The sequence below is a fragment of the Actinoplanes sp. NPDC000266 genome, assembly GCF_042899005.1.
GTDB lineage: Bacteria > Actinomycetota > Actinomycetes > Mycobacteriales > Micromonosporaceae > Actinoplanes.
Map to the genome: position 1 here is coordinate 245,550 of NZ_JBIAZI010000011.1, position 25,373 is coordinate 270,922.

22 protein-coding genes are annotated in these 25,373 nt (G+C 69.6%); 7 read left to right on the forward strand and 15 right to left on the reverse strand.

Annotated features, from left to right (window positions below; genetic code table 11):
* Positions 1-46: 46 nt before the first annotated feature.
* The 8 genes from whiA to rsgA form a co-directional block, all read right to left on the reverse strand.
* On the reverse strand, positions 47-1,027 hold the full coding sequence (whiA, locus tag ACFY36_RS38695; RefSeq protein WP_097322458.1) for a DNA-binding protein WhiA: 981 nt from the start codon (positions 1,025-1,027) through the stop codon (positions 47-49).
* A gap of 57 nt (positions 1,028-1,084) precedes the next feature.
* Entirely contained in the window at positions 1,085-2,074 is a 990-nt protein-coding gene (locus tag ACFY36_RS38700) for a gluconeogenesis factor YvcK family protein (protein ID WP_499750861.1), read from the reverse strand.
* Entirely contained in the window at positions 2,071-2,976 is a 906-nt protein-coding gene (gene rapZ / locus ACFY36_RS38705) for an RNase adapter RapZ (RefSeq protein ID WP_499750975.1), read from the reverse strand. The genes ACFY36_RS38700 and rapZ overlap by 4 nt, the downstream gene beginning before the upstream one ends.
* A 170-nt stretch (positions 2,977-3,146) precedes the next feature.
* Positions 3,147-5,258, reverse strand: a complete 2,112-nt coding sequence (gene uvrC, locus ACFY36_RS38710) for an excinuclease ABC subunit UvrC (protein ID WP_499750862.1) — start codon at positions 5,256-5,258, stop codon at positions 3,147-3,149.
* Between the two features lie 95 nt (positions 5,259-5,353).
* Positions 5,354-5,881, reverse strand: a complete 528-nt coding sequence (locus ACFY36_RS38715) for a Rieske (2Fe-2S) protein (protein ID WP_499750863.1) — start codon at positions 5,879-5,881, stop codon at positions 5,354-5,356.
* A gap of 184 nt (positions 5,882-6,065) precedes the next feature.
* Complete coding sequence (uvrA, locus tag ACFY36_RS38720; protein WP_499750864.1) at positions 6,066-9,014, reverse strand: excinuclease ABC subunit UvrA; 2,949 nt, start codon at positions 9,012-9,014, stop codon at positions 6,066-6,068.
* A gap of 148 nt (positions 9,015-9,162) precedes the next feature.
* Positions 9,163-10,950, reverse strand: a complete 1,788-nt coding sequence (locus ACFY36_RS38725) for a hypothetical protein (protein ID WP_499750865.1) — start codon at positions 10,948-10,950, stop codon at positions 9,163-9,165.
* A 36-nt stretch (positions 10,951-10,986) separates the two neighbouring features.
* The gene (rsgA, locus tag ACFY36_RS38730; protein ID WP_499750866.1) at positions 10,987-12,024 is read right to left on the reverse strand and encodes a ribosome small subunit-dependent GTPase A; all 1,038 of its coding nucleotides are present in this window, start codon (positions 12,022-12,024) and stop codon (positions 10,987-10,989) included.
* Between the two features lie 249 nt (positions 12,025-12,273).
* Between rsgA and ACFY36_RS38735 the strand changes: the two genes are divergently transcribed.
* From ACFY36_RS38735 to ACFY36_RS38750, 4 genes are all read left to right on the forward strand, one after another.
* Positions 12,274-12,981: a maleylpyruvate isomerase family mycothiol-dependent enzyme gene (locus ACFY36_RS38735; protein WP_499750867.1), complete on the forward strand. Its 708-nt coding sequence runs from the start codon at positions 12,274-12,276 to the stop codon at positions 12,979-12,981.
* A 1-nt stretch (position 12,982) separates the two neighbouring features.
* On the forward strand, positions 12,983-13,627 hold the full coding sequence (locus tag ACFY36_RS38740; RefSeq protein WP_499750868.1) for an MBL fold metallo-hydrolase: 645 nt from the start codon (positions 12,983-12,985) through the stop codon (positions 13,625-13,627).
* A 407-nt stretch (positions 13,628-14,034) separates the two neighbouring features.
* The gene (locus tag ACFY36_RS38745; protein ID WP_499750869.1) at positions 14,035-14,247 is read left to right on the forward strand and encodes a DUF4143 domain-containing protein; all 213 of its coding nucleotides are present in this window, start codon (positions 14,035-14,037) and stop codon (positions 14,245-14,247) included.
* Between the two features lie 51 nt (positions 14,248-14,298).
* Positions 14,299-14,529, forward strand: a complete 231-nt coding sequence (locus ACFY36_RS38750; protein WP_499750976.1) for a DUF4143 domain-containing protein — start codon at positions 14,299-14,301, stop codon at positions 14,527-14,529.
* On the opposite strand, the gene ACFY36_RS38755 is transcribed toward ACFY36_RS38750, so the two are convergent.
* Entirely contained in the window at positions 14,530-15,423 is an 894-nt protein-coding gene (locus ACFY36_RS38755) for an NAD(+)/NADH kinase (RefSeq protein WP_499750870.1), read from the reverse strand. It lies immediately after the preceding gene.
* Between the two features lie 105 nt (positions 15,424-15,528).
* Between ACFY36_RS38755 and ACFY36_RS38760 the strand changes: the two genes are divergently transcribed.
* Complete coding sequence (locus ACFY36_RS38760) at positions 15,529-16,134, forward strand: ATP-dependent Clp protease proteolytic subunit (protein ID WP_499750871.1); 606 nt, start codon at positions 15,529-15,531, stop codon at positions 16,132-16,134.
* Between the two features lie 45 nt (positions 16,135-16,179).
* Here ACFY36_RS38760 and ACFY36_RS38765 read toward each other — a convergent pair whose 3' ends face one another.
* Entirely contained in the window at positions 16,180-16,605 is a 426-nt protein-coding gene (locus ACFY36_RS38765) for an uL11 family ribosomal protein (protein ID WP_499750872.1), read from the reverse strand.
* Between the two features lie 150 nt (positions 16,606-16,755).
* A complete protein-coding gene (locus tag ACFY36_RS38770; RefSeq protein WP_499750873.1) occupies positions 16,756-17,559 on the reverse strand; it encodes a transglycosylase SLT domain-containing protein in 804 nt (267 codons plus the stop codon).
* A gap of 188 nt (positions 17,560-17,747) precedes the next feature.
* Between ACFY36_RS38770 and typA the strand changes: the two genes are divergently transcribed.
* Positions 17,748-19,613, forward strand: coding sequence for a translational GTPase TypA (gene typA, locus ACFY36_RS38775; RefSeq protein ID WP_499750874.1), 1,866 nt, complete (start codon positions 17,748-17,750; stop codon positions 19,611-19,613).
* A 62-nt stretch (positions 19,614-19,675) separates the two neighbouring features.
* Here the strand turns inward: typA and ACFY36_RS38780 are convergent, their stop codons facing one another.
* Positions 19,676-20,665, reverse strand: coding sequence for a TerC family protein (locus ACFY36_RS38780; RefSeq protein WP_499750875.1), 990 nt, complete (start codon positions 20,663-20,665; stop codon positions 19,676-19,678).
* A gap of 391 nt (positions 20,666-21,056) precedes the next feature.
* On the opposite strand from ACFY36_RS38780, the gene ACFY36_RS38785 reads away from it, so the two are divergent.
* Entirely contained in the window at positions 21,057-21,353 is a 297-nt protein-coding gene (locus tag ACFY36_RS38785; protein WP_499750876.1) for an antibiotic biosynthesis monooxygenase family protein, read from the forward strand.
* Here ACFY36_RS38785 and ACFY36_RS38790 read toward each other — a convergent pair.
* Genes ACFY36_RS38790 through uvrB form a run of 3 tightly spaced genes read right to left on the reverse strand, consistent with a single transcriptional unit; the run spans position 21,350 to position 25,163 of the window.
* Positions 21,350-22,063, reverse strand: a complete 714-nt coding sequence (locus ACFY36_RS38790; RefSeq protein ID WP_499750877.1) for a VOC family protein — start codon at positions 22,061-22,063, stop codon at positions 21,350-21,352. The genes ACFY36_RS38785 and ACFY36_RS38790 overlap by 4 nt on opposite strands.
* Before the next feature lie 8 nt (positions 22,064-22,071).
* Positions 22,072-23,007 carry a GNAT family N-acetyltransferase gene (locus ACFY36_RS38795; RefSeq protein ID WP_499750878.1) on the reverse strand — a complete coding sequence of 312 codons (936 nt, stop codon included), beginning with the start codon at positions 23,005-23,007 and terminating at the stop codon, positions 22,072-22,074.
* Positions 23,008-23,045: 38 nt separating this feature from the next.
* Entirely contained in the window at positions 23,046-25,163 is a 2,118-nt protein-coding gene (uvrB, locus tag ACFY36_RS38800; protein ID WP_499750879.1) for an excinuclease ABC subunit UvrB, read from the reverse strand.
* Between the last annotated feature and the right edge of the window lie 210 nt (positions 25,164-25,373).

Sequence of the window (25,373 nt, forward strand, 5' to 3'; positions counted from 1 at the left end):
AAGGTTTTCACCTTCAGGGGGACTACACCTGTCAAGGGACTACTTGTCAGCACGCCATCATCTCGGGCGTCACGGCGGCCTCGGTGTCGGGGATGCCCAGGTCACGGGCGCGCTTGTCGGCGAGGGCGAGCAGACGCCTTATACGGCCGGCGATCGCGTCCTTCGTCAGTGGCGGGTCGGCCAGGGCGCCCAGCTCCTCCAGCGAGGCCTGACGGTGCTCCAGGCGCAGCTGGCCGGCCGAGGTGAGGTGGTTGGGGGCCTCGTCGGCCAGGATCTCCAGGGCCCGGGTGACCCGGGCCGCCGCCGCCACCGCGGCACGGGCCGAGCGGCGCAGGTTGGCGTCGTCGAAGTTGGCCAGGCGGTTCGCCGTCGCGCGCACCTCACGGCGCACCCGGCGCTCCTCCCACGCCAGCACGCTCGCGTGGGCGCCGATGCGGGTCAGCAGGGCCGCGATCGCGTCGCCGTCCTTGATCACGACCCGGTCGACGCCGCGCACCTCGCGCTCCTTGGCCGTGATGCCGATGCGCCGGGCCGCGCCGCGCAGCGCCAGCGCCGCCTCGGGGCCCGGGCAGGTGATCTCCAGGGCGCTGGAGCGGCCGGGCTCGGTCAGCGAGCCGTGCGCCATGAACGCGCCCCGCCACGCGGCCACCGCGCAGCAGACATTGGCCGACACCACGTGCGGGGGCAGGCCCCGGACCGGGCGCCCGCGCACGTCGAGCAGGCCGGTCTGGCGGGCCAGCGCCTCGCCGTCCTTGACGATGCGGACGATGTAGTGGCTGCCCTTGCGCAGGCCGCCGGAGGCCAGGACGTGCACCTCACTGGGATATCCGTAGACGTCGGCGATCTCGCGCCGCAGCCGGCGCGCCACCGCGCCCGTGTCGAGCTCGGCCTCGACCACCACCCGGCCGGAGACGATGTGCAGGCCCCCGGCGAACCGCAGCAGGGCCGCCATCTCGGCCCGACGGCAGCAGGGCTTGGGCACGTCGACCCGGCTCAGCTCGTCTTTGACCGCTGCCGTCATCGCCATTGTGTGCTCACCTCATGCGCCGGATTTCCACCAAAACGTGCCCTTACAAACGACTGCTTAACGAGCGGCGCCCAATACCGGCACCAGGGCAACGCCCAACGACTCAGGATCATGCCTGGCGCTGCCGTCCGCAACGGCCACGGGTGCCAGGATCAGCTGCGCACCCAGGGCTTCCGCGGCGCGGCGCACCGGCTCGGGCTCGCCCACCCACTTGCCGTCGGCCACCACCGCGTCGACCCGCAGACCGGGCAGGTACCAGTGCAGGGCGGCCAGGTGGTCGGCCACCGACAGGCCGAGCGTCTCGTTGTCGGCGGCCAGGTTGAGCGTCACCAGCCGCCGGGCCGCGCTCGCCGTGATCGCCTCGGCCAGCCGGGGCACCATCAGGTGCGGCAGCACGCTCGTGTACCAGCTGCCCGGCCCGAAGATCAGCCAGTCGGCGTCACGGATGGCGTCGACCACGGGGTCGCAGATCGGCGGGTCGGCCGGCTCGATGCGGACGGCCTCGACGTGACCGCAGGTCACCGCGACCGCGTGCTGACCGCGGACGGTGACCACGTCGTCGGGGCGTGACGGGTCGGCGCCGCGCACATCGGCCTCGATGCCGACCGCGTGCCGGGCCATCGGCAGCACCCGGCCGCGGGCGCCCACCATCGCCGCCGCGTGGTCGAGCGCCTGCACCGGATCGCCGAGCATCTCCATCAGCCCGAGCAGCAGCAGGTTGCCCACCGCGTGCCCGACCAGCGGGTCGGGCCCCTCACCACCGGCCGGGATCTCGGCGAAGCGGTATTGCAGGACGTCGGCCGTGCGCCGGGTGACCGGATGGTCATCGGCCAGCGCGGCCAGCGCCTGCCGCAGGTCGCCCGGGGGCAGCAGCGCGTCCCGCTCGGTCAGCAGGCGCCCGCTGGAGCCGCCGTCGTCGCCGACGGTGACCACGGCGGTGATGTCCAGCGCGATCTCCTCGCCGGCCCGGCGCAGGCCGCGCAGCGAGGCGCTGAGGCCGTGGCCGCCGCCGAACGCGACCACCTTGACCGGGCGCCGGGCCGTCACTCCCGCCCCAGGTCGCGGTGGGAGGAGTGGGCCGCGAGCCGCATGTCGCGCAGCTGGGCGGTGAGTTCCTCGGTGATGGCGACGCTGCGGTGCTTGCCGCCCGTACAGCCGACGGCGACGGTCAGATAGCGCTTGCCCTCACGCTCGAAGCCGGTCGCGGTGGCGGCGATCAGCGAGGCGTACGTCTTGACGAAGTCACTCGCGCCCTCCTGGTCGAGGACGTAGTTGCTGACCGAGTCCTCCAGGCCGGTGTGGTCGCGCAGGGCCGGCACCCAGAACGGGTTGGGCAGGAAGCGGGCGTCCATCACGTAGTCGGCGTCCGGGGGCAGGCCGTACTTGAATCCGAAGGACAGCACGGTGATCCGCAACCGGCGCACGTCCTCGCCGCCGAACAGCTCCTCGACCCGGCGGCGGAGCTGGTTGACGTTGAGGTGGCTGGTGTCGATGATCACGTCGGCCTGCTCGCGGGCCTCGGACAGCAGCTTGCGCTCGGCCGTGATGCCGTCGGCCAGGCGCCCGTCGCCCTGCAACGGGTGCGAGCGGCGCACCGACTCGAACCGCCGGATCAGCACGTCGTCCTCGGCGTCGACGAAGACCACACGCGGGTTGAAGCCGCGCTCGCGCAGGGCGTGCACGGCGCCGGTCAGGTCGGTCGAGAAGGCCCGGCTTCGCACATCGAGGACCATTGCCGTACGCCTGGCGGCGCCACCCGCCTGCAGCGCGAGCTTGGCCATGTCGAGCATGAGGGCCTGCGGCAGATTGTCGACGACATAGAAGCCGACGTTCTCCAAAGCCCGGGCCACGGTACTGCGGCCACCGCCGGACACCCCGGTGACGATCACGAGATCGGTCGTCACTTCCTCGGTGTCCACCCCATCAGAGTCCGCCACGTACTCCGGCATCGACTCCGTCACCACGCCTCCCGCGTCCGTGCCCGCGCCTGCGGCGGACACAACATCCTAGGCCGAAGCCGCCGGAACCAACCGTCCGGACGGCTGTCGTCTACCCGATCCGGTACACCGGACCCGTCACTACCAACAACCGGTCGCCGCTCCACGTTCCGGGCGGGCGCTCAGGTCGGCGTCACGTGTGATCTGTTCGACGGCGCGTTGACCCGCCCGGCCCGCGCCTTGGTGGGTCCGGCGCCGCCGGGCGGAATCGCCCCGGCTTCCCCTTCCGGCTCACCCGAGGCGGCGGGGTCGGAAGGGGTGGGGCCGGAGGCGGACGTCGGCGGGATGAGCGCGGCCAGCACCGCCTCGGCCGTGCGCCGCCCGATGCCCGGGACCTCGGTGATCTCCTCGGGAGTGGCCGCGGACAGCCGCTTGAGCGAGCCGAAATGACGCAGCAGCGCCTTGCGGCGGGTCTCCCCCAGCCCGGGGATGTTGTCGAGGGCCGACGCCGTCATCCGCTTGGACCGCCGCTGCCGGTGGAACGTGATGGCGAACCGGTGCGCCTCGTCGCGTACCCGCTGAAGCAGGTAGAGCGCCTCGGAGGTGCGCGGCAGGATCACCGGGAAGTCCTCACCCGGCTGCCACACCTCTTCCAGCCGTTTCGCCAGGCCGCACAGCGCCACGTCGGTGATGCCGAGGTCGGCGAAGACCGCCGCCACCGCGTTCACCTGAGGCTGGCCACCGTCGACCACGACCAGCTGCGGCGGATAGGCGAACCGGCGCGGCTTGCCGGTCAGCGGATCGATGCCGGGAAGCTCGTTGGTGGCGATCTCGCCGGAGTCCGGCACGTCGACGGGAGGTTTGTCCAGGGGGCCGTCCGCGCCCGGCTGGGCCTTGAAACGGGCGAAGCGGCGCCGCATGACCTCGCTCATGGCCGACAGGTCGTCCATGCCGCTGCCGTCGGCGTTGCCGCGGACGGCGAAACGACGGTATTCGCTCTTGCGGGGCAGCCCGTCCTCGAACACCACCATCGAGGCCACCACGTCGGTGCCCTGGATCTGCGACACGTCGAAACACTCGATACGCAGCGGCGCCGAGTCGAGCCCGAGCGCCTCGGCGATCTCGTCGAGCGCCTTGCTGCGGGTCGTCAGGTCGCCCGCGCGGCGCAGCTTGTGCCGTTGCAGCGACTCCCCCGCGTTGCGCGCCACCGTCTCCATCAGCGACTTCTTGTCGCCCCGCTGCGGCACCCGCAGCGAGACCCGGCTGCCGCGGCGCTCGGACAGCCAGCTCTCCAGCGCCGGGGCGTCGTCGGGCAGGGCCGGCACGAGCAGCTCGCGCGGAACGTCGTTCTCCCCCTCGGATCCGCCGTACAGCTGGCTGCAGAAGTGGTGCACCAGATCGCCGGTGGTCAGATCCTCGACCTTTTCCACGACCCAGCCCCGCTGACCGCGCACCCGCCCGTCGCGCACGTGGAACACCTGGACCGCCGCCTCGAGCGGGTCCTCGGAGAAGGCCACCACGTCGGCGTCGGTGCCGTCGCCCAGGACCACGGTCTGCTTCTCCATCGCGCGGCGCAGCGCGGCGATGTCGTCACGCAGCCGGGCCGCCTTTTCGAACTCGAGCTCCTCGGAGGCCTGCATCATGTCGCGCTCGAGCCGTTTGACGAACGTGTCGGTGCGACCGGCCATGAAGTCGCAGAAGTCGTCGACGATGGCGCGGTGCTCCTCGGGCGAGACCGTGCCGACGCAGGGCGCCGAGCACTTGCCGATGTAGCCCAGCAGGCAGGGACGGCCGATCTGGCCGGCGCGCTTGAAAACGCCGGTCGAGCACGTGCGCGCCGGGAAGACCCGCAGGAGCAGGTCGAGGGTCTCGCGGATGGCCCAGGCGTGTGAGTACGGGCCGAAGTAGCGCACGCCTTTGCGCTTGGCCCCGCGCATCACCTGGAGCCGGGGGAACTCCTCGTTGAGGGTGACGGCGAGGAACGGGTACGACTTGTCGTCGCGATATTTGACGTTGAAGCGCGGATCGAACTCCTTGATCCAGCTGAACTCGAGCTGGAGCGCCTCGACCTCCGTGCCGACCGTCACCCAGTCCACACTGGCCGCCGTGGTGACCATCTGCTGGGTGCGCGCGTGCAGCGACCACGTGTCGGCGAAATAGGAGTTCAGCCTGTTCCGCAGGTTTTTGGCCTTGCCCACGTAGATGACGCGGCCGCCGGGGTCGCGGAAACGGTAGACGCCGGGCGACTCGGGAATCGTCCCGGGCGCCGGGCGATAGCTGGAGGGGTCTGGCACGGTCTCAACACTAGTGCGGGGGACTGACATGATTACCCGACCGGAGGTCCGCTGCCGCCGCCACGGCTCGGACCTCCGGCCTTACGAAAGCGGTGTCAGGCCGCGACGATGTTGTCGCCGTCCTTCTTGACCTTGGTCTCGGGCAGGGCCTTGGTGGCCGGCCCGGAGGTGGGCTCGCCGGTCTCGATCGAGAACTTGCTGTTGTGGCAGGGGCAGGAGATCTGCCCGGCGTCGATCTTGTTGACGTCGCAGCCGGCGTGCGTGCACACCTTGCTGAACGCCTTGTACGTGCCGGCCACGGGCTGGGTGATCACAAGGTCGCCCTTGATGATGCCGCCGCCCTCGGGCACGTCGGCCGCCACGGCCAGCGCCGCGCCGCCGGTGGCCGTGTTGCCCGAGCCGTCGTTCTGCGCGCCCGCGCTGCCGGCCGGGGCCGGCTGGTCGCTGAAGTCGGTGCCGTTGCTGTTGGTGCTCGACGCGTTCGTGCCGCAGGCGGCGAGCACACAGGCCGCGCCCAGCCCGCCCGCGCCGAGAAGGACGACACGGCGGGTCGACGCCGTACCGGGAACGTTCGGCTCCTCGGTGCTGAGCTCGGCGTCGGTCCTGGTCTGCACGTCAGTCATGTTTGTTGTCCTCCAGTGCCTGGTTCCGCATGAGTGGGTCACGCGGCGTCGCATCTACATACGCTGTCGCGGCCGCCCCGGGTTCAGGCGTTCGGCGAAAATTACCCACATAACAGCGCCCGATCGAGACTAAGGTCCCGACCGGGCGCGGTGGCTATGGATCACCTGTGACCTTGCTGAACCCTCACACGGAGGCCTTGGCCCGAGCGCGGGTCGCCCTCTTCTTGGGCGCCGTGCCGTTGGCCTGGGCCGCGCGGGCGATCGCGTCGGACGACCCGGCCGCCTTGCCCTCCAGACCCAGCATGTGCCGCAGGTACTGCCCCGTGTGGCTCTCGGGCACCTCGGCCAGTTCCTCGGGCGTACCGGTGGCCAGCACCAGACCGCCCTTGCTGCCGCCCTCGGGGCCCATGTCGATCAGCCAGTCGGCCGTCTTGATCACGTCGAGGTTGTGCTCGATCGTGATCACCGTGTTGCCCTTGTCGACCAGGCCGTTGAGGACCATCAGCAGCTTGCGGATGTCTTCGAAGTGCAGGCCCGTGGTGGGCTCGTCGAGCACGTAGACCGTCTTGCCGGTCGAGCGCTTCTGCAGCTCGGAGGCGAGCTTGACGCGCTGCGCCTCGCCGCCGGACAGCGTCGGGGCGGGCTGGCCGAGACGGACGTAGCCCAGGCCGACGTCGACCAGCGTCTTGAGGTGCCGGTGGATCGCGGGGATCGGCTGGAAGAACTCCGCCGCCTCCTCGATCGGCATGTTGAGCACCTCGGAGATCGTCTTGCCCTTGTAGTGCACCTCGAGCGTCTCCCGGTTGTACCGGGCGCCCTTGCACACCTCGCACGGGACGTAGACGTCGGGCAGGAAGTTCATCTCGATCTTGATCGTGCCGTCGCCCGAGCAGTTCTCGCAGCGGCCGCCCTTGACGTTGAACGAGAACCGGCCCGGCCCGTAGCCGCGCACCTTGGCCTCGGTCGTCTCGGCGAACAGCTTGCGGATGTTGTCGAAGACGCCGGTGTACGTCGCGGGGTTGGACCGCGGCGTACGCCCGATCGGCGACTGGTCGACGCCGACGACCTTGTCGACCTCTTCCAGCCCGGTGATGCGGGTGTGCCGGCCCGGCACCATGCGGGCGCCGTTGATCTGGTTGGCCAGCACCGTGTAGAGGATGTCGTTGACCAGCGTGGACTTGCCGGAGCCGCTGACGCCGGTGACGGCGATGAACTGCCCGAGCGGGAAGCCGACGGTCAGGTTGCGCAGGTTGTGCTCACGGGCGCCCTGCACGACCAGCTCGCGGCCGGGCGTCTGCGGGCGGCGGCCGGCCGGGGTCGGGATCGACTTGCGGCCGGACAGGTAGGCCCCGGTGGGCGACTGCTTGTTCTTCAGCAGGCCCTCGACCGAGCCGCTGTGCACGATGTGGCCGCCGTGCTCGCCGGCGCCGGGACCGATGTCGACGATCCAGTCGGCCGTGCGGATCGTGTCCTCGTCGTGCTCGACCACGATCAGCGTGTTGCCCAGGTCGCGCAGCCGCACCAGGGTCTCGATGAGCCGGTGGTTGTCGCGCTGGTGCAGGCCGATCGACGGCTCGTCGAGCACGTAGAGCACGCCGACCAGGCCGGAGCCGATCTGGGTGGCGAGCCGGATGCGCTGGGCCTCACCGCCGGACAGGGTGCCGGCGCCGCGGTCGAGCGACAGATATTCCAGGCCGACGTCGACCAGGAAGCGCAGCCGGGCGTTGATCTCCTTGAGCACCCGCTCGGCGATCATCTTCTGCCGGTCGTCGAGCTCGAGGCCGGCCAGCAGCTCGGCGCAGTCACCGATGGACAGGTTGCAGACCTCGGCGATGCTCTTGCCGGCGATGGTCACCGCGAGAACCTCGGGCTTGAGCCGGGTGCCGCCGCAGACCGGGCACGGCACGTCGCGCATGTAGCCCTCGTACTTGTCGCGCGACCAGTCGCTCTCGGTGTCGGTGTGCCGGCGCTCGATCCACTGCACCACACCCTCGAAACCGGTGTAGTACGAGCGCTCGCGCCCGTACTTGTTGCGGTAGCGGACGTGGACCTGGTCCTCCGAGCCGTAGAGGATCGTCTTCTGCGCCCGGGAGGACAGCTGCCGCCACGGGGTGTCGACGCTGAACTTCTCACTGCTGGCCAGCGCCTCGAGCAGGCGCAGGAAGTATTCCTGGGTCTGGCCGCCGGACCAGGGCTGGATCGCACCCTCGCGGATGCTGCGCTCCTCGTCCGGGATGATCAGCTCGGGGTCGACCTCTTTCTTGGTGCCCAGGCCGGTGCACTCGGGGCACGCGCCGTAGGGCGCGTTGAACGAGAAGACCCGGGGCTCGAGGTCCTCGATCGCCAGCGGGTGGTCGTTGGGGCAGGCCAGATGCTCGGAGAAGCGGCGCTCGCGGGCCGGGTCGTCCTCGGGCAGGTCGACGAAGTCGAGCACGACGATGCCGTTGGCCAGGCCCAGCGCCGACTCGATGGAGTCGGTGAGGCGCTGCTTGCTCGACGCTTTCACGCTGAGCCGGTCGACGACCACCTCGATGGTGTGCTTCTCCTGCTTCTTGAGCTTGGGCGGCTCGGTCAGCGGATGGACCACGCCGTCGACCCGGGCCCGGGCGTAGCCCTTGGCCTGGAGCTCGGCGAACAGGTCGACGTATTCACCCTTGCGGCCGCGGATCACCGGGGCGAGCACCATGAACTTGGTGCCCTCGTCCATGGCCAGGACCCGGTCGACGATCTGCTGCGGGGTCTGCTTGCTGATCCGCTCGCCGCAGATCGGGCAGTGCGGGATGCCCGTCCGCGCGAAGAGCAGGCGCAGGTAGTCGTAGACCTCGGTGATGGTGCCCACCGTCGAGCGCGGGTTGCGCGAGGTGGATTTCTGGTCGATCGACACCGCGGGCGACAGGCCCTCGATGAAGTCGACGTCGGGCTTGTCCATCTGCCCGAGGAACTGCCTCGCGTACGACGAGAGCGACTCGACATAGCGTCGCTGCCCCTCGGCGAAGATCGTGTCGAACGCGAGGCTGGACTTGCCCGACCCGGACAGACCGGTGAACACGATCATCGCGTCGCGGGGCAGGTCAAGGTTGACGTCACGCAGGTTGTGCTCGCGCGCGCCTCGAATAGTCAAACGGTCGGCCACCAGCCAGCCTCTCCGTACAGGTGTTTGAATGCAGCAAAGCCGCGGGCCACTCTAGCCAGGGGGTACGACAACTTTTCCCCGGCGCGGGCCCGAGTAAGTGCAGCGTCCGCCAAATGGCGCACATTCCCGCACTTCACCTTCGGTTAGGTCACTCGTTCGAAGGAACCGACAGATAGCGTACGTCCCACATCTCGACCCCGCCGATCAGCTGCGGCGGCCCCAGGGCGTCGGTGAGCGTGGCCAGCAGGTCGTCGCCGTTGCGGCTGTCCGGGACGAGGATGACCACGGCCGCCCGCCAGAAGGTCAGGTCGGCGGTGATCCGGGCCCGGTCGGTGGCGGTCAGCCGCGGCCTGATGCCGTACTCACGGACGCTGTAGAGCAGGTCGGACGTGAAGCGGCGGGGCGCGTTCCACGAGCCGGTGTTGTCGGTGGGCGGATTGACCGGCCCCATGAAGTAGCCGCGCGGTGTCGGATAGTCGAGGTGCGACAGCGTCGCCCAGCGCATCCCCGTACGCCCGGTGGTGACCTCGGGCAGCGGCACCGTGACCAGGGTGCGGTCGCCGGTGACGTACTGCTTCCAGATGCCCTGGGTCAGGAACGGCGGCATCGGGTCGCCCTGGATGACCGGCACCGGCTTGGGGAACAGCGGCACCAGGGCCAGCACGAGCCCGACCTGGAACAGGCGTTTCTTCCTGACCGGGAACGCACGGGCCCGGTCGGTGGCCAGCGCGAGCAGCACGCCGGCGATCGTGGCCGGCACCATGGCGAACCGCGTCACACTGACCAGGTCGATGATCGGCACGTGGCTGATCAGGGCGAACGGCAGCGGGACGCCGGTGCGGTGCCCGAAGACGACCAGCTCCGGGCCCATCGACACGACCAGCAGCACGAAGGCCGAGATCGCCGCCGCGCGGGCCGCGACCGAGCGCCACAGGACCACGATCGAAACGATGATCATCAGGAGGCCGAACGGGCCGAAGAACGTGTTGTCCTCGGTCGCGCTCACGCTCATCTCGCGGGTCAGCGCCGCGTATCCGGCCAGCGACTGCCGCGCGAAGAAGCCCAGCGAGGCCAGGTCGGTGGCGTACATGTCCGGTTCGAACGGCTGACCGTGGTAGTTGCCGGGCGCGAAGAACTGATACCACAGCGGATAGGCCAGCAGGACACCCGAGACCAGGGCCGCGACGCCGAGACCCTTGAGCAGGTGCGGCGCCTCGCGCTTGGCGTCGGTCCAGGCCATCAGGCCGTACGCCACCACGAAGGCGCCCAGGGCCAGCGCGGTGAAGAGCAGCGCCTCCTCGTTGATGAAGACCTGCAGCACGATGAGCAGGCCGAGGATGACGCCGCCGCGCACGGCCCGGCCCGGCTCGCGCAGCCGCAGCACCTGCCAGACGATGAACGGCACCACGAAGAGGCTGACGAAGTTCACGTGCCCGTTGGCGTGCGAGATCATGGTCGGCGCGAAGCCGCACCACAGGCCGCCGATCCAGGCCGCCACCCGGCTGGTCACCAGATGGCGGGAGAGCACGTAGTACCAGGCGGCGGCCGTGCCGGCCAGGCCCAGCGTGAGCAGCAGCGCCACCGAGAAGCCGACGCCGAGGAAGTGGCTGACCGGCGCCAGCGGCAGGCTGAAGACCAGCACCGAGGTGTTGGCCATCATGTTCACGCCGTCGGGCACGTTGAGCCGGCCCGAGTAGAACGGGTTGTCCCCGTGGAAGACCACCCGTTCGCCGTGGGCCAGCATGAAGAGGAAGACGTTGTGGTCGTCCTTGTTGCCGGCGAGCACGCGCCCGTTCGGATCGCGCCAGAGCTGGCTCATCACCAGCAACGACAGCACCGCGTAGCTCAGCAGCGCCCACACATCGGCCGGTCCGCGACGGCGGCGGACCGAGGCCTCGGCGGCCTCCTCCTGGGCTACCTCTTCCACCGTTTGCACCGGGGCATTCTGACAGAGCCCCCTGACAGTCTCCGGTCAGTGCCTCCGTCGCCGATGTCCCGCCGCGCCGGCTAGACGGGCCGTCTGCCGGGCCGATTCGACCTCGATCTCGTGCCGCAACTTGCGCCACGAGGCCAGCCGGCGCGGCGCCAGCGAGCCGTCGGCGACGGCCAGGGCGACCGCACAACCAGGCTCGGCGTCGTGCCGGCAGTCGTCGAACCGGCAGCCCGCGGCCACCTCGGCGATGTCGGCGAAGGCCCGGTCGAGGCCCTCCGCCGTGTCGAGCAGACCCACACCGCGGATGCCGGGCGTGTCCAGCACGGCGCCGCCGTTCGGCAGCAGGACCAGATTTCGGTACGCGGTGGTGTGCCGGCCCTTGCCGTCGACGTCACGGATCTGCTGTACGGGCATGACGGGCGTCCCGGCCAGCGCGTTGACCAGCGTCGACTTGCCCGCGCCGGAACGGCCGAGCAGGGCCAGAGTGCTTCCGGGACGCACGTACGCGCGTACATCGTCAAGCCCGGTCTTCTGCCGGACGCTCAGCGGAACCACCGGCACACCCGGTGCCAGCTCGGCGATCTGCCGGGCGATGGCCGCCGGATCGGAGGTGGTGTCGCTCTTGGTCAGGATGAGCAGGGGTTTCGCGCCCGAGTCCCAGGCCAGGGCGAGCAGGCGCTCGATGCGGGCGTCGTCGGGCTCCGGATGGATCGGCTCGACCACGGCCACCGTGTCCATGTTCGCGGCCAGCACCTGGCCGGTGGAGTCCTTGTCGGAGGTGCGGCGGATCAGCGTGGTGCGCCGGGGCAGCACACACTCGATCGTGACCCGGCGGTCGGGCCAGTGGCGCAGCACCACCCAGTCGCCGGCGCAGGGCAGCCGGGACGGGTCGTTGGCCGCGTTCAGCAGCACTCCCCCGGCCAGGCTGGCCCGGGTGACGCCGGCGGCGTCGAGCACGGTGCAGACCCCGCGGTCGGCGCGCAGGACACGCCCGGCCGAGGCGTCGGAACGGTCGAATCGACGATATGCGGATGCGAAGGTCTCGTCCCAGCCGAGCTGGGACAGGTCGTGCGACATGGGAACCCTTTGCGGGGACGGGAGTCCTGCCTGCCGGTGGGCGGTCAGGCGAAGGCCTCCGGGTGAAGGGACGCAGAAATGAACAGCACGCTCCCCACCTCCTCCGCGGGCTCGATCGGCGCGTCTGCACAGACGGTACGGTCGCGGCTACTTCTGCGAAAGCGAATTCCGTGCCGATAGGGTTCTTGCCGTGACCCAGCTGCCTTCGCCATGCCGTCCCGGCCCTCACTTCGTTCGGTGCAGTCCGTCATGACAATGGATCCGCTCGTTCTCCTCACGGATGTCGACCGAGCTACCGAGGAGCTCATCCGCACCGTGGCCGACCTCGACCCGACGGTCGTCGGGCAGGCGTCGCTGCTGCCCGGCTGGACCGTCGGGCACGTACTGACCCATGTCGCGCGCAACGCCGACGCGTACGTGAACCTGCTGACCTGGGCCCGCACCGGCGTCGAGACGCCGGCCTACCCCTCGCCCGAGGCCCGCGAGGCGGGCATCCAGGAGGGCGCCGGCCGCCCGCTGCGCGAGCAGCTCGAGGACATCCGGGCCGCCCACGACCGGTTCGCCGACGCCGGGGCCGCGATGCCGGCCGAGGCGTGGGCGTTCTTCCTGCCGCCGACCGGCCAGTCGGCGGCCGCGGTGCCGTGGGCACGGCTGCGCGAGGTGACCGTGCACCACACCGACCTGGGCCTGTCCTACACGCCGGCCGACTGGACCGACGCCTTCGCGCTGCGCCTGCTGCGCGAGATCGTCACCGAGGCCACGGCGGCCGGCTGGCCGGCCATGGAGCTGCGCCCGCACGGCATCGAGCACGCCCTGACCATCGGCTCGGCCGGCAACCCGCCGGTCGTCGGCGGCCCGACCAGGTCGTTGGCGGCCTGGCTGGCCGGCCGGGCCGACGGCGCCGACCTGACCGTCTCGCCGGACGGCGAGCTCCCGAAACCAGCAAGGTGGAAGTGACATGACCTACACCGGTGACGTATCCGTCGGCGGCCCCGCCGACGTCCGCGACCTCGGCGGCCTGACCATCACAAAGGTCGCCGTCGGCCCCATGGAGAACAACGCCTACCTGCTCCGCAGCGGCAACGAGCAGCTCCTGATCGACGCCGCCAACGAGGCGCCGACCCTGCTGAAGGTGATCGGCGACGGCGGCCTGGCCACGATCGTCACCACCCACCGGCATGGCGACCACTGGCAGGCCCTCTCCGAGGTGATCTCGTCGACCGGCGCCGAGTCCCTGGCCCACATCGAGGACGCGGCCGAGATCCCCCTGGTCAACCGCGACCTGCGCGAGGGCGAGACGATCACCGTGGGCGACGCCACCCTCGAGGTCATCCACCTGGTCGGCCACACGCCGGGCTCGATCGCCCTGCTCTACCAGGACCCGAACGGCACGGCCCACCTGTGGACCGGCGACAGCCTGTTCCCCGGCGGCCACGGCAAGACGGCCACCACCGAGGACCACATCTCCTTGATGGACGACCTGGAGGCCAAGATCTTCAACCGCCTCCCGGACGACACCTGGTTCTACCCCGGCCACGGCAAGGACTCGACGCTGGGCACCGAGCGCCCTCACCTGAAGGAGTGGCGCGACCGGGGCTGGTGATCAGGCCCGCGGCCAGATGACCACGTCGACCACGGCCAGATGACCACGCAAGCTGCGGCCGGATGACCGCACCGCGAGGTTTCAGAGCACAATAAGGCCGTGGTCGACGTGGTTCCGCGCCATGCGCAATCCCTGGTCAGCGAGGCTCCGGCCGACACTCGCGTCATCCTCGTCAACGGCGCTCGGCAGTCCGGTAAGAGCACGCTCACCCGGCTGGCGACTGGCATTGCGCATCCTTCCCGACGCTCTCCCAGGCCGGATGGAGATCGTCGAGTTGTGGCCGTTCTCCCAGGGAGAGGTGCGCGGCGAGCCGGACCGCTTCGTCGACACCGTGTTCAGCCGGGGAGCCCGGCTGACCCATTCCTCCGACTGGCGCCGACGTGACTATTACGAAAGCGCCGCGGCAGGTGGCTTCCCCGAGGCCGTGCGCCCACCCGCTGGTGCCCGGCACCATCGCGGGGCAGGCGGGGCTCGCACGGACCACCCTGATTCGCTACCTCGAGCTGCTCACCTCGGTATTCCTCATCAAGAGCATCCCGGCCTGGTCCAACAATCTGACCCGCCGGGCCGTCGGCGCCGCGAAGCTCGCCTTCGTCGACACCGGGGGGCCGCTCACCTGATCGGGCAGGACGCAGTCCGCCTGGGCGAACCCGGCGGCGCCGCTGGACCGCATCGAGGTTGACGCCGTCCTGGAGACGCCCGACGGCCGCGTCGTCGGCATCGAGGTGAAGGCCGGCGCGACCATCCGCGCCGAGGACACCCGCGGGCTGCGTCACCTGGCCGACGCCGCCGGCGAACAGTTCGTCGCGGGCCTGATCCTTTACACCGGTCAGCAGACGCTGCCCTTCGGCGAGAAGATCCGCGCTCTGCCCATGGACGCGCTCTGGCGCCTCACCACCTGATCATCTCTGCTGTTTCAGGACCCTCTCGCGGAGGTGTTCGGGGACCAACTCGATGAGCTGGTCGGGGCGTAGGGGCAGGTCGAGCAGGCTCAGCTTGATGCGGGTGCGGCGTTCGTGTGAGGCGCGGTCGAAGCGGACGACGTTGGCGGCGTTCGGGCGCAGCTGGACGGTCAGGTCGGCGCCCTCGTCGACCGTGACGGTGTCGGCGCCGTCCAGGGAGACCCGGGACGGGGCCGCGCCCCGCAGCGTGATGACCTCGGCGCCGCCCAGGACGATGGGGCGGCTGATGCCCGACATGGGTGCGACCGGAGTGAGGCCGATCGCGGTGACCGACGGAGAGATGATCGGGCCGCCGGCCGCGTAGTTGTAGGCGGTCGAGCCGGTCGGGGTGCACACGACCACGGCGTCGCAGCGGAAGTAGCCGTGCTTGACGCCGTTGAGCTGCAGGTCCAAGGCCACCGACGTCCACGGGGTGGCGGCCGTGACGACCACGTCGTTGAAGGCCAGGCCGTCGCCCACGGCCAGGGCGCTGTGCGGCTCGAGGCTGAACTCGCCGGCGATCAGGCGTTCCAGCGCCTCCGGCAGCTCGGCCGGGCTGGTCTCGATGAGGAAGCCCAGGTTGCCGTGGTTGACGCCGAGGATCGGGGTGGGGCGGCCCGCCATCAGGCGCATGGCGCCGAGCATGGTGCCGTCGCCGCCCAGGCTGAAGACGAAGTCGGCCTTCTCCACGAAGTCGGGCTCGTCCAGGGCGAACAGGCCCAGCCGGGCCGCGTCCTCCGGCCGGGCCACCACCCGGGCGCCGACCCGGGCGGCCACGCTGACCACCGTGGTGACCGAGTCGCTCACGTCGTTGCTGGGGTGGACCACGAGCCCGATGACCGCGTTGTTGCCCATGCCTCAACGTAACCCGTCGTTGATCTGTTTGCCGTCAGCGGAAGAAGTGGCCACTTGTGGTGCCACCGTGGTTACTCTGGCGGCACGCGGCGGACGGAGGTTTCGGTGAATCTGCGGCATGATCCGATGCGATGGGGACAGCCACCGCACAAGCCCGAGCCGCCGGCGGGTGGGCCCGGCGTGCCCGAGTGGCTCGAGGAGCGGCTGTTCGACCAGCGGATCGTCATGATCCGCGGCCCGCTCACCCCGGAGGGCGCCACCGGCATCGCGGCCGCGCTGCTCACCCTGGACGCGGCCGGCGCCGATCCGGTGCAGCTGCACGTGGCCAGCTCGGGCGGTGAGCTCGGCGCCGCGCTCTCGGTGATCGACGTGATCGACTCGATGGCGGCGCCCGTGCACGCGGTCGTCACCTCGGAGGCGGGCGGGGCCGTGGTCGCGGTGCTCGCCGCGGCCGAGCGGCGCGCCGCCTACCGGCACGCCCGGTTCCGGCTCACCGAGCCCCGCGCGGCCGCGGTCAGCGGCACCGCCGACGAGGTGGCCCGGGCCGCCGGGCAGCACCTGCGCGAGCTTGAGGAGATCATCCTGCGGCTGGTCGAGCTGACCGGGCAGACCCGCAGCCGTATCGAGGACGACCTGTCGGCCGGCCGGGGGCTGACCGCGCGAGAGGCCCTCGACTACGGCCTGATCGAGGAGATCGTCGGCAAGGCATAGAAAAAGCCCCCGGGTCGTGGACCCGGGGGCTTTCCTATGGCTGTGTTACTGCGCGACCTTCACACCCATGGAGCGGGCGGTGCCGGACACGATCTGGATCGCGGCGTCGAGGTCGTTGGCGTTGAGGTCGGGGAGCTTGCGCTCGGCGATCTCCTTGACCTGCGTCGCGTTCAGCGTGCCGACGGTCTGGGTCAGCGGGTTGGACGCGGCGGACTGGATGCCGAGGGCCTTCTTGATCAGGAAGCTGGTCGGCGGCGTCTTGTAGGCCAGCGTGTGGCTGCGGTCCTCGTAGACGCTGACGATCACCGGGATGATCTCGCCACGGTTCTTCGAGGTGGCCTCGTCGTACTCCACCTTGACGGCACGCATGTTGGCCCCGGTCGGACCAAGCATCTTGCCGAGGTCGACCATCGCGGCGTTACCCGCCTCAAGCGCGAGGGTGACCTCATGAGTCTTTTTCTTGGGCGGCATTGCGTAGGGCTCCTTAGGGTGAGCTGCAAGCTCAACTCACAGCTCGCCAGCTTCATCAACACACGACAACCCCGAGACCTTACTACCGGCGCTTTAAAGAGGTCAAAACGGCGGTGGGTCTCGGGTACCTCGACTAGTGTAACTCGGCTTCTAGTACTGGTCGCACTGGCACCGCTTCATCAGCGCGCGCACCGACGCCACGTAGTCCGGGTTGGGCAGTTCCTTGGTCGCGGCGGCCTGCTCGACGCCGCCGGCGCCCGCGTTGTAGCCGGAGATCACCACGTTCAGCAGGCACCACGAGGTCGCCGACTTGCACTTGGACGCGCTCAGGTTGTAGCTCCCGCCGAAGTACCTGTCTCCGCCCCACTTCGTCAGCCAGGCCAGATAGTTGCCGCCGACGAGGACGTTCTGGTTGAACACCGACGAGTCGTACGACAGGCCGAACCGGTTGTTGATCATGCTGACCGTGTCGGGCATGACCTGCATGACGCCGGCGCCGCCGTCGCAGTTGTGGATGTTGCTCTGCCAGCCGCTCTCCTGCCAGGACACCGCCTTGATCAGCGGGTAGTTGATCCGCAGCGACGGGGCCTCGGTGCGCCAGTAGGTCTTGCCGGCGGCCGCCTTGAGCGCCGCCTTGACCTTCGTCTTGGAGACCGGCTTGGTCTTGTCGTAGTGAGCACAGTCGGGCAACTGGCTCCAGAACGGCGGCTCGGTCGGCTCGGTGCTCGCCGGCTTCGTCGCGGGCTTCTTGGAGGGCGCCGTGGAGGTGGTTTCCACCGGTTCCGGTGACGGGCTCTCGGTGACCGGCTCGAACTCCGGCTCGCCCGCGTCACTGGCCGCCACCGCCGACGGCGCCGGGTCACCAGCCGCGGTGTCCTCGTCCTTGCCACCCAAGCCGCACCCGGCCGCGACCAGCAACGCGACCAGTCCCAGCGCCCACGTCCTCCGAGCCATGTCGGTCCGACCTTTCCCCGTCAGCGGAATCGATGCGGACGCTACAGATCTCGGCCCGGACGCGCTGACCCTTAAGCCGTCCCTTAAAGGCTGGCCACCATAACGGACAAACCAGGCGGGATGTGGAAGCGGTACCGTCGATCCAACCCCGGCCCGCGACAGCAACCAACACCGGGGACAATGGTTCCATGCAGACCCGCACCGACCTACGCAACGTCGCCATCATCGCTCACGTCGACCATGGCAAAACAACCCTGGTCGACGCCATGCTGCGCCAGGGGAGCCAGTCCCACGCGCGCGGCGAGATGGCCGACCGCGCCATGGACTCCATGGACCTGGAGCGGGAAAAGGGCATCACCATTCTCGCCAAGAACACGGCGATCAGCTACCAGCCCGCCGAGGGTGACCCCGTCACCATCAACATCATCGACACCCCGGGCCACGCCGACTTCGGCGGCGAGGTCGAGCGCGGCCTCACCATGGTCGACGGTGTCGCCCTGCTCGTCGACGCCTCCGAGGGCCCGCTGCCGCAGACGCGCTTCGTGCTCCGCAAGGCCCTGGCGGCCAAGCTCCCGATCATCCTGATCATCAACAAGGTCGACCGTCCCGACGCCCGCATCAAGGAGGTCGTCGACGAGACGTACGAGCTCTTCCTCGACCTCGACGCCGACGAGCACCAGATCGAGTTCCCGATCGTCTACGCCTGCGCCCGCGACGGCATCGCCTCGCTGACCCAGCCCAAGGACGGCACCGTCCCCGAGGACTCGACCGACCTCGAGGTGCTGTTCAGCACGATCCTCGAGACCATCCCGGCCCCGACCTACACCGAGGACGCGCCGCTCCAGGCGCACGTGGTCAACCTCGACTCGTCCAACTTCCTGGGCCGGCTCGCGCTCTGCCGCGTGCACGAGGGCACGATCCGCAAGGGCCAGACCGTGGCCTGGTGCAAGACCGACGGCACGATCAGCAACGTGCGCATCTCCGAGCTGCTGATCACCGAGGGCCTCGACCGCAAGCCGGCCGAGAGCGCCGGCCCGGGCGACATCATCGCCATCGCGGGCATCGCCGACATCATGATCGGCGAGACCCTGGCCGACGCCGAGAACCCGGTCCCGCTGCCGCTGATCACCGTCGACGAGCCGGCCATCTCGATGGTCCTCGGCACCAACACCTCGCCGCTGGTCGGCAAGGTCAAGGGGGCCAAGGTCACCGCCCGCATGGTCAAGGACCGCCTCGACCGCGAGCTGATCGGTAACGTCTCGCTGCGCGTGCTGCCGACCGAGCGCCCCGACGCCTGGGAGGTGCAGGGCCGAGGCGAGCTCGCCCTGGCCATCCTGGTCGAGCAGATGCGCCGCGAGTCGTACGAGCTGACCGTCGGCAAGCCGCAGGTGGTCACCAAGACCATCGACGGCAAGGTCCACGAGCCGGTCGAGCGCCTGACGATCGACGCCCCCGACGAGTACATGGGCGCCATCACCCAGCTGCTCTCGACCCGCAAGGGCCGCATGGAGGAGCTGATCAACCACGGCACCGGCTGGCTGCGCATGGAGTGGCTGGTTCCGGCCCGGGGCCTGATCGGATTCCGTACGGAGTTCCTGACCGAGACCCGCGGCACCGGCATCATGCACCACCTCTTCGAGGACTACGAGCCGTGGTTCGGCGAGCTGCGCACGCGCAACAACGGCTCCCTGGTCGCCGACCGGGCCGGCGCGGTCACCCCGTTCGCCATGATCAACATCCAGGAGCGGGGCTCGCTCTTCGTCGAGCCGACCACCGAGGTGTACGAAGGCATGATCGTCGGCGAGAACTCTCGCGAGGACGACATGGACGTCAACATCACCAAGGAGAAGAAGCTCACGAACATGCGTGCCGCGAGCGCCGACAACACCGAAAAGGTGATCCCGCCGCGCAAGCTGTCGCTGGAGCAGGCCCTCGAGTTCTGCCGCGAGGACGAGTGCGTCGAGGTCACCCCGGCCGCGATCCGCATCCGCAAGGTCATCCTCGACCAGCAGACCCGTGGACGTGAGGCGGCCCGCCGCAAGCACGCCAAGTAGTCCCTGGAACGAGGAGCGCCCCGGATCGCGAAGATCCGGGGCGCTTTCGACTATCCGTACGGCTAAACCAGCTCTTTCTTTCTGTCCCTCGACGATTTCACCAGGCTGGCCGCGGTGGCGACGCCCAGCGTGCCCAGAATGATCAGCAGGGATAGCCAGATCGGGATCTCCGGCGCCCAGTGCACCTCGTGGCCGCCGTTGATGAACGGCAGGCTGTTGGTGTGCAGCGCCTCGAGGAAGAGCTTCACGCCGATGAAGGCCAGCACCGCCGCGAGCCCGATGTTCAGGTAGACCAGCTTCTCCAGCAGGCCGCCGAGCAGGAAGAACAGCTGCCGCAGGCCCATCAGCGCGAACACGTTCGCGGTGAAGACCAGGTACGGCTCCTTGGTGATGCCGAAGATCGCCGGAATGGAGTCGAGCGCGAACAGCAGATCGGTCGTGCCGATCGCGATCATCACGATCAGCAGGGGCGTGAACAGCCGCTTGCCGGTCTCGGTGACCACTGTCATCTTGCCGCTCTCGAACGACGACGAGACCGGAAGGGCCTTCTTGGCCCAGCGGATCAGGATGTTCTCCTTGAAGTCCTCCTCGTCGTTCTCACCCTCCTTCAGCAGGTTGATGGCGGTGTAGACGAGGAACGCGCCGAACAGGTAGAAGACCCAGGAGAACTCCGAGATCAGCGCGGCGCCGGCGGCGATGAAGGCGCCCCGCATGAGCAGCGCCAGCACGATGCCGATCAGCAGCACCTTCTGCTGGAACTGCCGGGGCACCGCGAAGCGGGCCATGATGATCACGAAGACGAACAGGTTGTCGACACTCAGCGAGTATTCGGTCAACCAGCCCGTGTAGAACTCGGCGGCGTAATTGCCGCCCGCGGCGACCCAGACACCGACACCGAAGACCAGAGCGAGCGCGACGTAGAACGCGACCCAGCTCCCGGACTCCTTCATCGAAGGTTCGTGCGGCCGGCGCCCGATGATCAGCAGATCAACGGCGAGGACGGCGACGAGAGCGACCAGGGTGACGATCCACACCCAGGTGGAGACGTTCAACAGGAACCTCCGGCAGACACGGTTCGACGCTGCGCCCACTCGAAGATCGCGTGAGAACAGCGACGTGCGACTGTCGGAGGTCTCTTCCGCCGCATCCCGCGTGAAGCGGGGAATCGCGACCGCCGGCCCCGGGCACGCCCTCGAGGGCGCTCCGTGTTGACGAGACCGGCACGGGGGAATACTCCCCTCCTACGGCAGCCATTGTGACGCATACCCGGCGACATTGGCAGTGGACCCTGGCAAAGGGTGTCCAGCCTCTCGGCCAAACTTCTCAACCAGGACACTTGTCACCCTTCGTGGCTTCACCGTTACGTCACCCAATGCCCACCCGCACACCCCTTTAAGCCTTCCTAGGAGGCTAGTTCACTCCCTCGTGTGGCAGGCTGCGATCATGGTTCTCGAGGTCGCGCTGATCGACATCACCCCCGGTGAAGAGGACGCCTTCGCGGCGGCCTACCAGGCCGGAAGGCCGATCCTGGCGAGCACGCCGGGCTGCCTCTCGGTCCGGATGACCCGCGGCGTGGAGTCGCCGTCCCGCTTCGTCCTGCTGGTCGAGTGGGAGAGCGTCGAGGCCCACCTGGAGAACTTCCGCGGCACCGACCGCTACACCCAGTGGCGGGGTCACATCGGCAAGTACTTCGCCACCCCGCCCCTGGTCGAGCACTTCCTGGACGTCCCGGCCAGCTAGTCGAGGGCCGGGTCGCCCTTGGTGAGGCAGTAGGTGCCACCGGCGGGGTCACGCAGGGTGGTCCAGTAGGGCCACTCGCCCACGAAGGTCGCACCGAGCGACTCGTGCCACGCGCGCCCGGCCGGGATGTCGGAGCAGGTGACGTCCAGGTGGGCCGAGATGGGCCGCTCCTCGTCGAGGCGCTGGATCAGGAACCGGACCGGGATCGGCGGCTCGGGCTGAAGACGGCGGAACTCCCCCAGCTCGCCGGGGTCGAGGCGCCAGCCGGTGGCGATCTCCCAGAAGCGCACCTCGTCGTCGAAGGCCGCCGGGCCGACGTCGACGCAGATCTGGTGGGGCCGGGTGGTCACGCCGCCGGGTCCGGCAAAAGGCCTCGGCCGTACGCCCTGATCACGCCACTTGGCCACACAGAAAGCCAGCCCACCCGGCGAGCGCAGCGTCACCCAGTCGCCGTGATCGGTGACCAGGGAGGCGCCGGCCGTGAGGACCCGCCCGGTGAACGCGGCCGGATCGTCGACCCACAGGTCGGGGTGGGTGCCGCCCGCACCCGAGCGCACACCTTGAATCTCGATCCAGTCGTCCCCGGCGGCCGTGCCCAGCCGCACGAACCCGGGGTCGTGCTGAGGCCGGGGCTCCGACCCGGTCACTTCGGCCCAGAAGGAGACCGCCGCGTCGAGAGTTCCGACCGGCCGGTCCAGAAAGACGTCCACCCAGCGAATCATGCGCTCCGCGTACCCTCCGCCTCGGTTCGGTAACGGGCCCGGCGGCCTCGATGCTCGAAGCCGAGGCGCCGGTAGACCGCCGCCGCCCCCGGGTTGTTGAGGTTGACCGTGAGCCAGGCGTGGTCGCTGCCGCCGGCCCGCAGCCGGCCGAGCGCCTCACTGACGAGGGCGGCGCCCAGACCACGCCGGCGGGCCGCCGGCACCACACCGACTTGAACGATCCAGTCCTGCGCCGCCGTCACGAAGCCGGCGTCCCCGACCCCGGGCACGCTGACAAGCAGCGAACTCCCCGGCCGGAAGTCTTCGTCCTCTTCGTTCTCGGCGATCCACTCGTCGGCCGGGTCGCCCGGAAAGCCCGGCCGCTCCCGGAACGCGGCCTCGTAGACCGCGTGAAACCGCCGCCCGACTTCGGACGACCACGACACCACGGTCGCACCGTCCACCCAGGCAGGCTTGGGCGGCGGCCCACTGAGATCGATTCGCATGACGTCCTCGGCAAAGACCCGCCGCAGCCCACGAGAGATGAACAGCGCATCCGCATCGTCGGTCAACGACTCGATCTCCACCGTGACCGCACCGGCCGCAGCGGCCAAGGCCCGGGCCTCGGCCAGTCCTCGGTCCAGCAGCCGGGCGCCGAGGCCCCGCCCGCGAGCGGCGGGATCGACCAAGCCGGTGAAGGCGGCGCCGCCCGCGATGGGCCGGACCGCGCCCGCCGCCACCAAAGGGGCCGCCGCCGATGAGGCTCCGACCGCGGACGAGGAGCGCAGGGCGAAAGCCACGGCGCCCGGGGACGACCAGCGGCGGGCCAGGAAAGCCGGTTCGGTGGCCAACGGGAGGCCGCCGTCGGCTTCGAAGCAGCGCTCGGCCAAGGACACCAGCTCCGGGGGCACGCCCGTCAGGCTGGACCAGCCGGTCTGATCGATGGCGGTCATCCCGGCAGCTTAGGCGAGCCGCCGGGAGACATCGACCACTATTTGACGCCGGCCGCGTCCATGCCTCGCAGTTCCTTCTTCAGTTCGCCCATCTCGTCGCGGATGCGGGCCGCCAGCTCGAACTGGAGCTCGCGGGCCGCGGCCAGCATCTGCTCGTTCAGGTCCTGGATGAGCTGGGCCAGCTCGGTGCGGGCCATGCCCTCGCGGGCCGGGGCCGCCGCCGCGCCGCGGCCCTTCGAACGGGTCTCGGGGACCGGGGCCTTGCCGCGGGAGATCTGCCGGCCGCCGCCGCCGACCATCGGGTTGACCGCGGCGTCGGTGTCCTCGGCCTCGCGGTAGATGTCGTCGAGGATGTCGTGGATCTTCTTGCGGAGGGCCTGCGGCTGGATGCCGTTCGCCTCGTTGTGCGCGATCTGCTTCGCCCGGCGCCGGTCGGTCTCCTCGATCGCGTCGCGCATCGACGGCGTCATCTTGTCGGCGTACATGTGGACCTCGCCCGACACGTTACGGGCGGCACGGCCGATGGTCTGGATCAGCGACCGGCCGCTGCGCAGGAAGCCCTCCTTGTCGGCGTCGAGGATCGCCACCAGCGACACCTCGGGCAGGTCGAGGCCCTCACGGAGCAGGTTGATGCCGACCAGCACGTCGTAGTCGCCCTTGCGCAGCTCCTTGAGCAGCTCGACCCGGCGCAGCGTGTCGACCTCGGAATGCAGATAACGCACCCGGATGCCGTTCTCCAGCAGGTAGTCGGTGAGATCCTCGGCCATCTTCTTGGTCAGGGTCGTCACCAGGACCCGCTCGTCGCGGTCGGTCCGCAGCTTGATCTCGTGCATGAGGTCGTCGATCTGGCCCTTGGTCGGCTTGACCACGACCTGCGGGTCGACCAGGCCGGTCGGGCGGATCACCTGCTCCACGTACTCGCCCTGGGCCTCCTGCATCTCCCACGGCCCGGGCGTCGCGGACAGGAACACCATCTGCCCGACCCGATCGAGGAACTCGTCGAAGCGCAACGGCCGGTTGTCGGCGGCGCTCGGCAGCCGGAAACCGTGCTCGATGAGGATGCGCTTGCGGGAGGCGTCACCCTCGTACATGCCGCCGATCTGGGGAATCGTCACGTGCGACTCGTCGAGGATGGTGATGAAGTCGTCGGGGAAGTAGTCGAGCAACGTGTACGACGGCTCACCGGGCGTGCGGCCGTCCATGTGCATCGAATAGTTCTCGATGCCGTTGCAGAAGCCGACCTGGCGCATCATCTCGATGTCGTACGTGGTGCGCATGCGCAGTCGCTGCGACTCGAGCAGCTTGCCCTGCCGGTCGAGCTCGGCCAGCCGCTCCTCCAGCTCGGCCTCGATGTCGCGGATCGCCCGCTCCATCCGCTCGGGACCGGCCACGTAGTGGGTGGCCGGGAAGATGACCAGCTCGTCGACCTCGCGCACGATGTCGCCGGTCAGCGGGTGCAGGTAGTAGAGCTTCTCGACCTCGTCGCCGAACAGCTCGACGCGGACGGCCAGCTCCTCGTACGCCGGAATGATCTCGAGGGTGTCGCCCCGGACCCGGAACGTGCCGCGCTGGAAGGACATGTCGTTGCGCGCGTACTGGATGTCGACGAGGCGGCGCAGCAGCTGGTCACGGTCGATCTCGCCGCCGACCTTGACCTTGACCGCGCGCTCCAGGTATTCCTGCGGCGTGCCCAGTCCGTAGATCGCTGAGACCGTCGCCACCACGATCGTGTCGCGCCGGGTAAGCAGCGACATCGTGGCCGAGTGGCGCAGCCGCTCGACCTCCTCGTTGACCGACGAGTCCTTCTCGATGTAGGTGTCGGTCTGTGCGATGTACGCCTCGGGCTGGTAGTAGTCGTAGTAGCTGACGAAGTATTCGACAGCGTTGTTCGGCAGCAGCTCGCGCAGCTCCTTGGCGAGCTGGGCGCACAGGGTCTTGTTCGGAGCCATCACCAGCGCCGGCCGCTGGAGCTTCTCGATCAGCCAGGCCGAGGTAGCGCTCTTACCGGTACCAGTTGCGCCGAGCAGCACCGTGTTGCGGTCGCCGCGCCGGACCCGTCGCTCCAGCTCAGCGATGGCCGCGGGCTGGTCACCAGCCGGCTGGAATTCGCTGACGACCTCGAATCGGCCGTCGAGTCGTGGGATGTCGAGCGCCATGGGAACTACCGTACGTCGGGGGTATGACAAGTTTGGGGCGGCCGCGTCGGCCCTGAGCGAACCCGCGTGCGGAGGGTGCACATTCGGCCCCACCGGACGGCATTGTTGCTGTTGCCCACGTCACTTAGCCTGGTCGGGTAGGCCGCTCGCGGCGGCCCACCGGCATCGAGCGGGGCCACCACACGGTCCTCTCGTCCGGCCCGTGGTCGA

Excerpts from the sequence above, each read along its gene's own strand:
- ACFY36_RS38785 (WP_499750876.1), top strand. The coding sequence starts at position 21,057 with ATGGTTCTCGAGGTCGCGCTGATCGACATCACCCCCGGTGAAGAGGAC.
- whiA (WP_097322458.1), bottom strand. The coding sequence starts at position 1,027 with ATGGCGATGACGGCAGCGGTCAAAGACGAGCTGAGCCGGGTCGACGTG.
- ACFY36_RS38755 (WP_499750870.1), bottom strand. The coding sequence starts at position 15,423 with ATGGGCAACAACGCGGTCATCGGGCTCGTGGTCCACCCCAGCAACGAC.
- rapZ (WP_499750975.1), bottom strand. The coding sequence starts at position 2,976 with ATGCCGGAGTACGTGGCGGACTCTGATGGGGTGGACACCGAGGAAGTG.
- ACFY36_RS38795 (WP_499750878.1), bottom strand. The coding sequence starts at position 23,007 with ATGACCGCCATCGATCAGACCGGCTGGTCCAGCCTGACGGGCGTGCCC.
- ACFY36_RS38715 (WP_499750863.1), bottom strand. The coding sequence starts at position 5,881 with ATGACTGACGTGCAGACCAGGACCGACGCCGAGCTCAGCACCGAGGAG.
- uvrB (WP_499750879.1), bottom strand. The coding sequence starts at position 25,163 with ATGGCGCTCGACATCCCACGACTCGACGGCCGATTCGAGGTCGTCAGC.
- ACFY36_RS38735 (WP_499750867.1), top strand. The coding sequence starts at position 12,274 with ATGACAATGGATCCGCTCGTTCTCCTCACGGATGTCGACCGAGCTACC.
- typA (WP_499750874.1), top strand. The coding sequence starts at position 17,748 with ATGCAGACCCGCACCGACCTACGCAACGTCGCCATCATCGCTCACGTC.
- ACFY36_RS38740 (WP_499750868.1), top strand. The coding sequence starts at position 12,983 with ATGACCTACACCGGTGACGTATCCGTCGGCGGCCCCGCCGACGTCCGC.
- ACFY36_RS38770 (WP_499750873.1), bottom strand. The coding sequence starts at position 17,559 with ATGGCTCGGAGGACGTGGGCGCTGGGACTGGTCGCGTTGCTGGTCGCG.
- ACFY36_RS38765 (WP_499750872.1), bottom strand. The coding sequence starts at position 16,605 with ATGCCGCCCAAGAAAAAGACTCATGAGGTCACCCTCGCGCTTGAGGCG.
- rsgA (WP_499750866.1), bottom strand. The coding sequence starts at position 12,024 with ATGTCGCACGACCTGTCCCAGCTCGGCTGGGACGAGACCTTCGCATCC.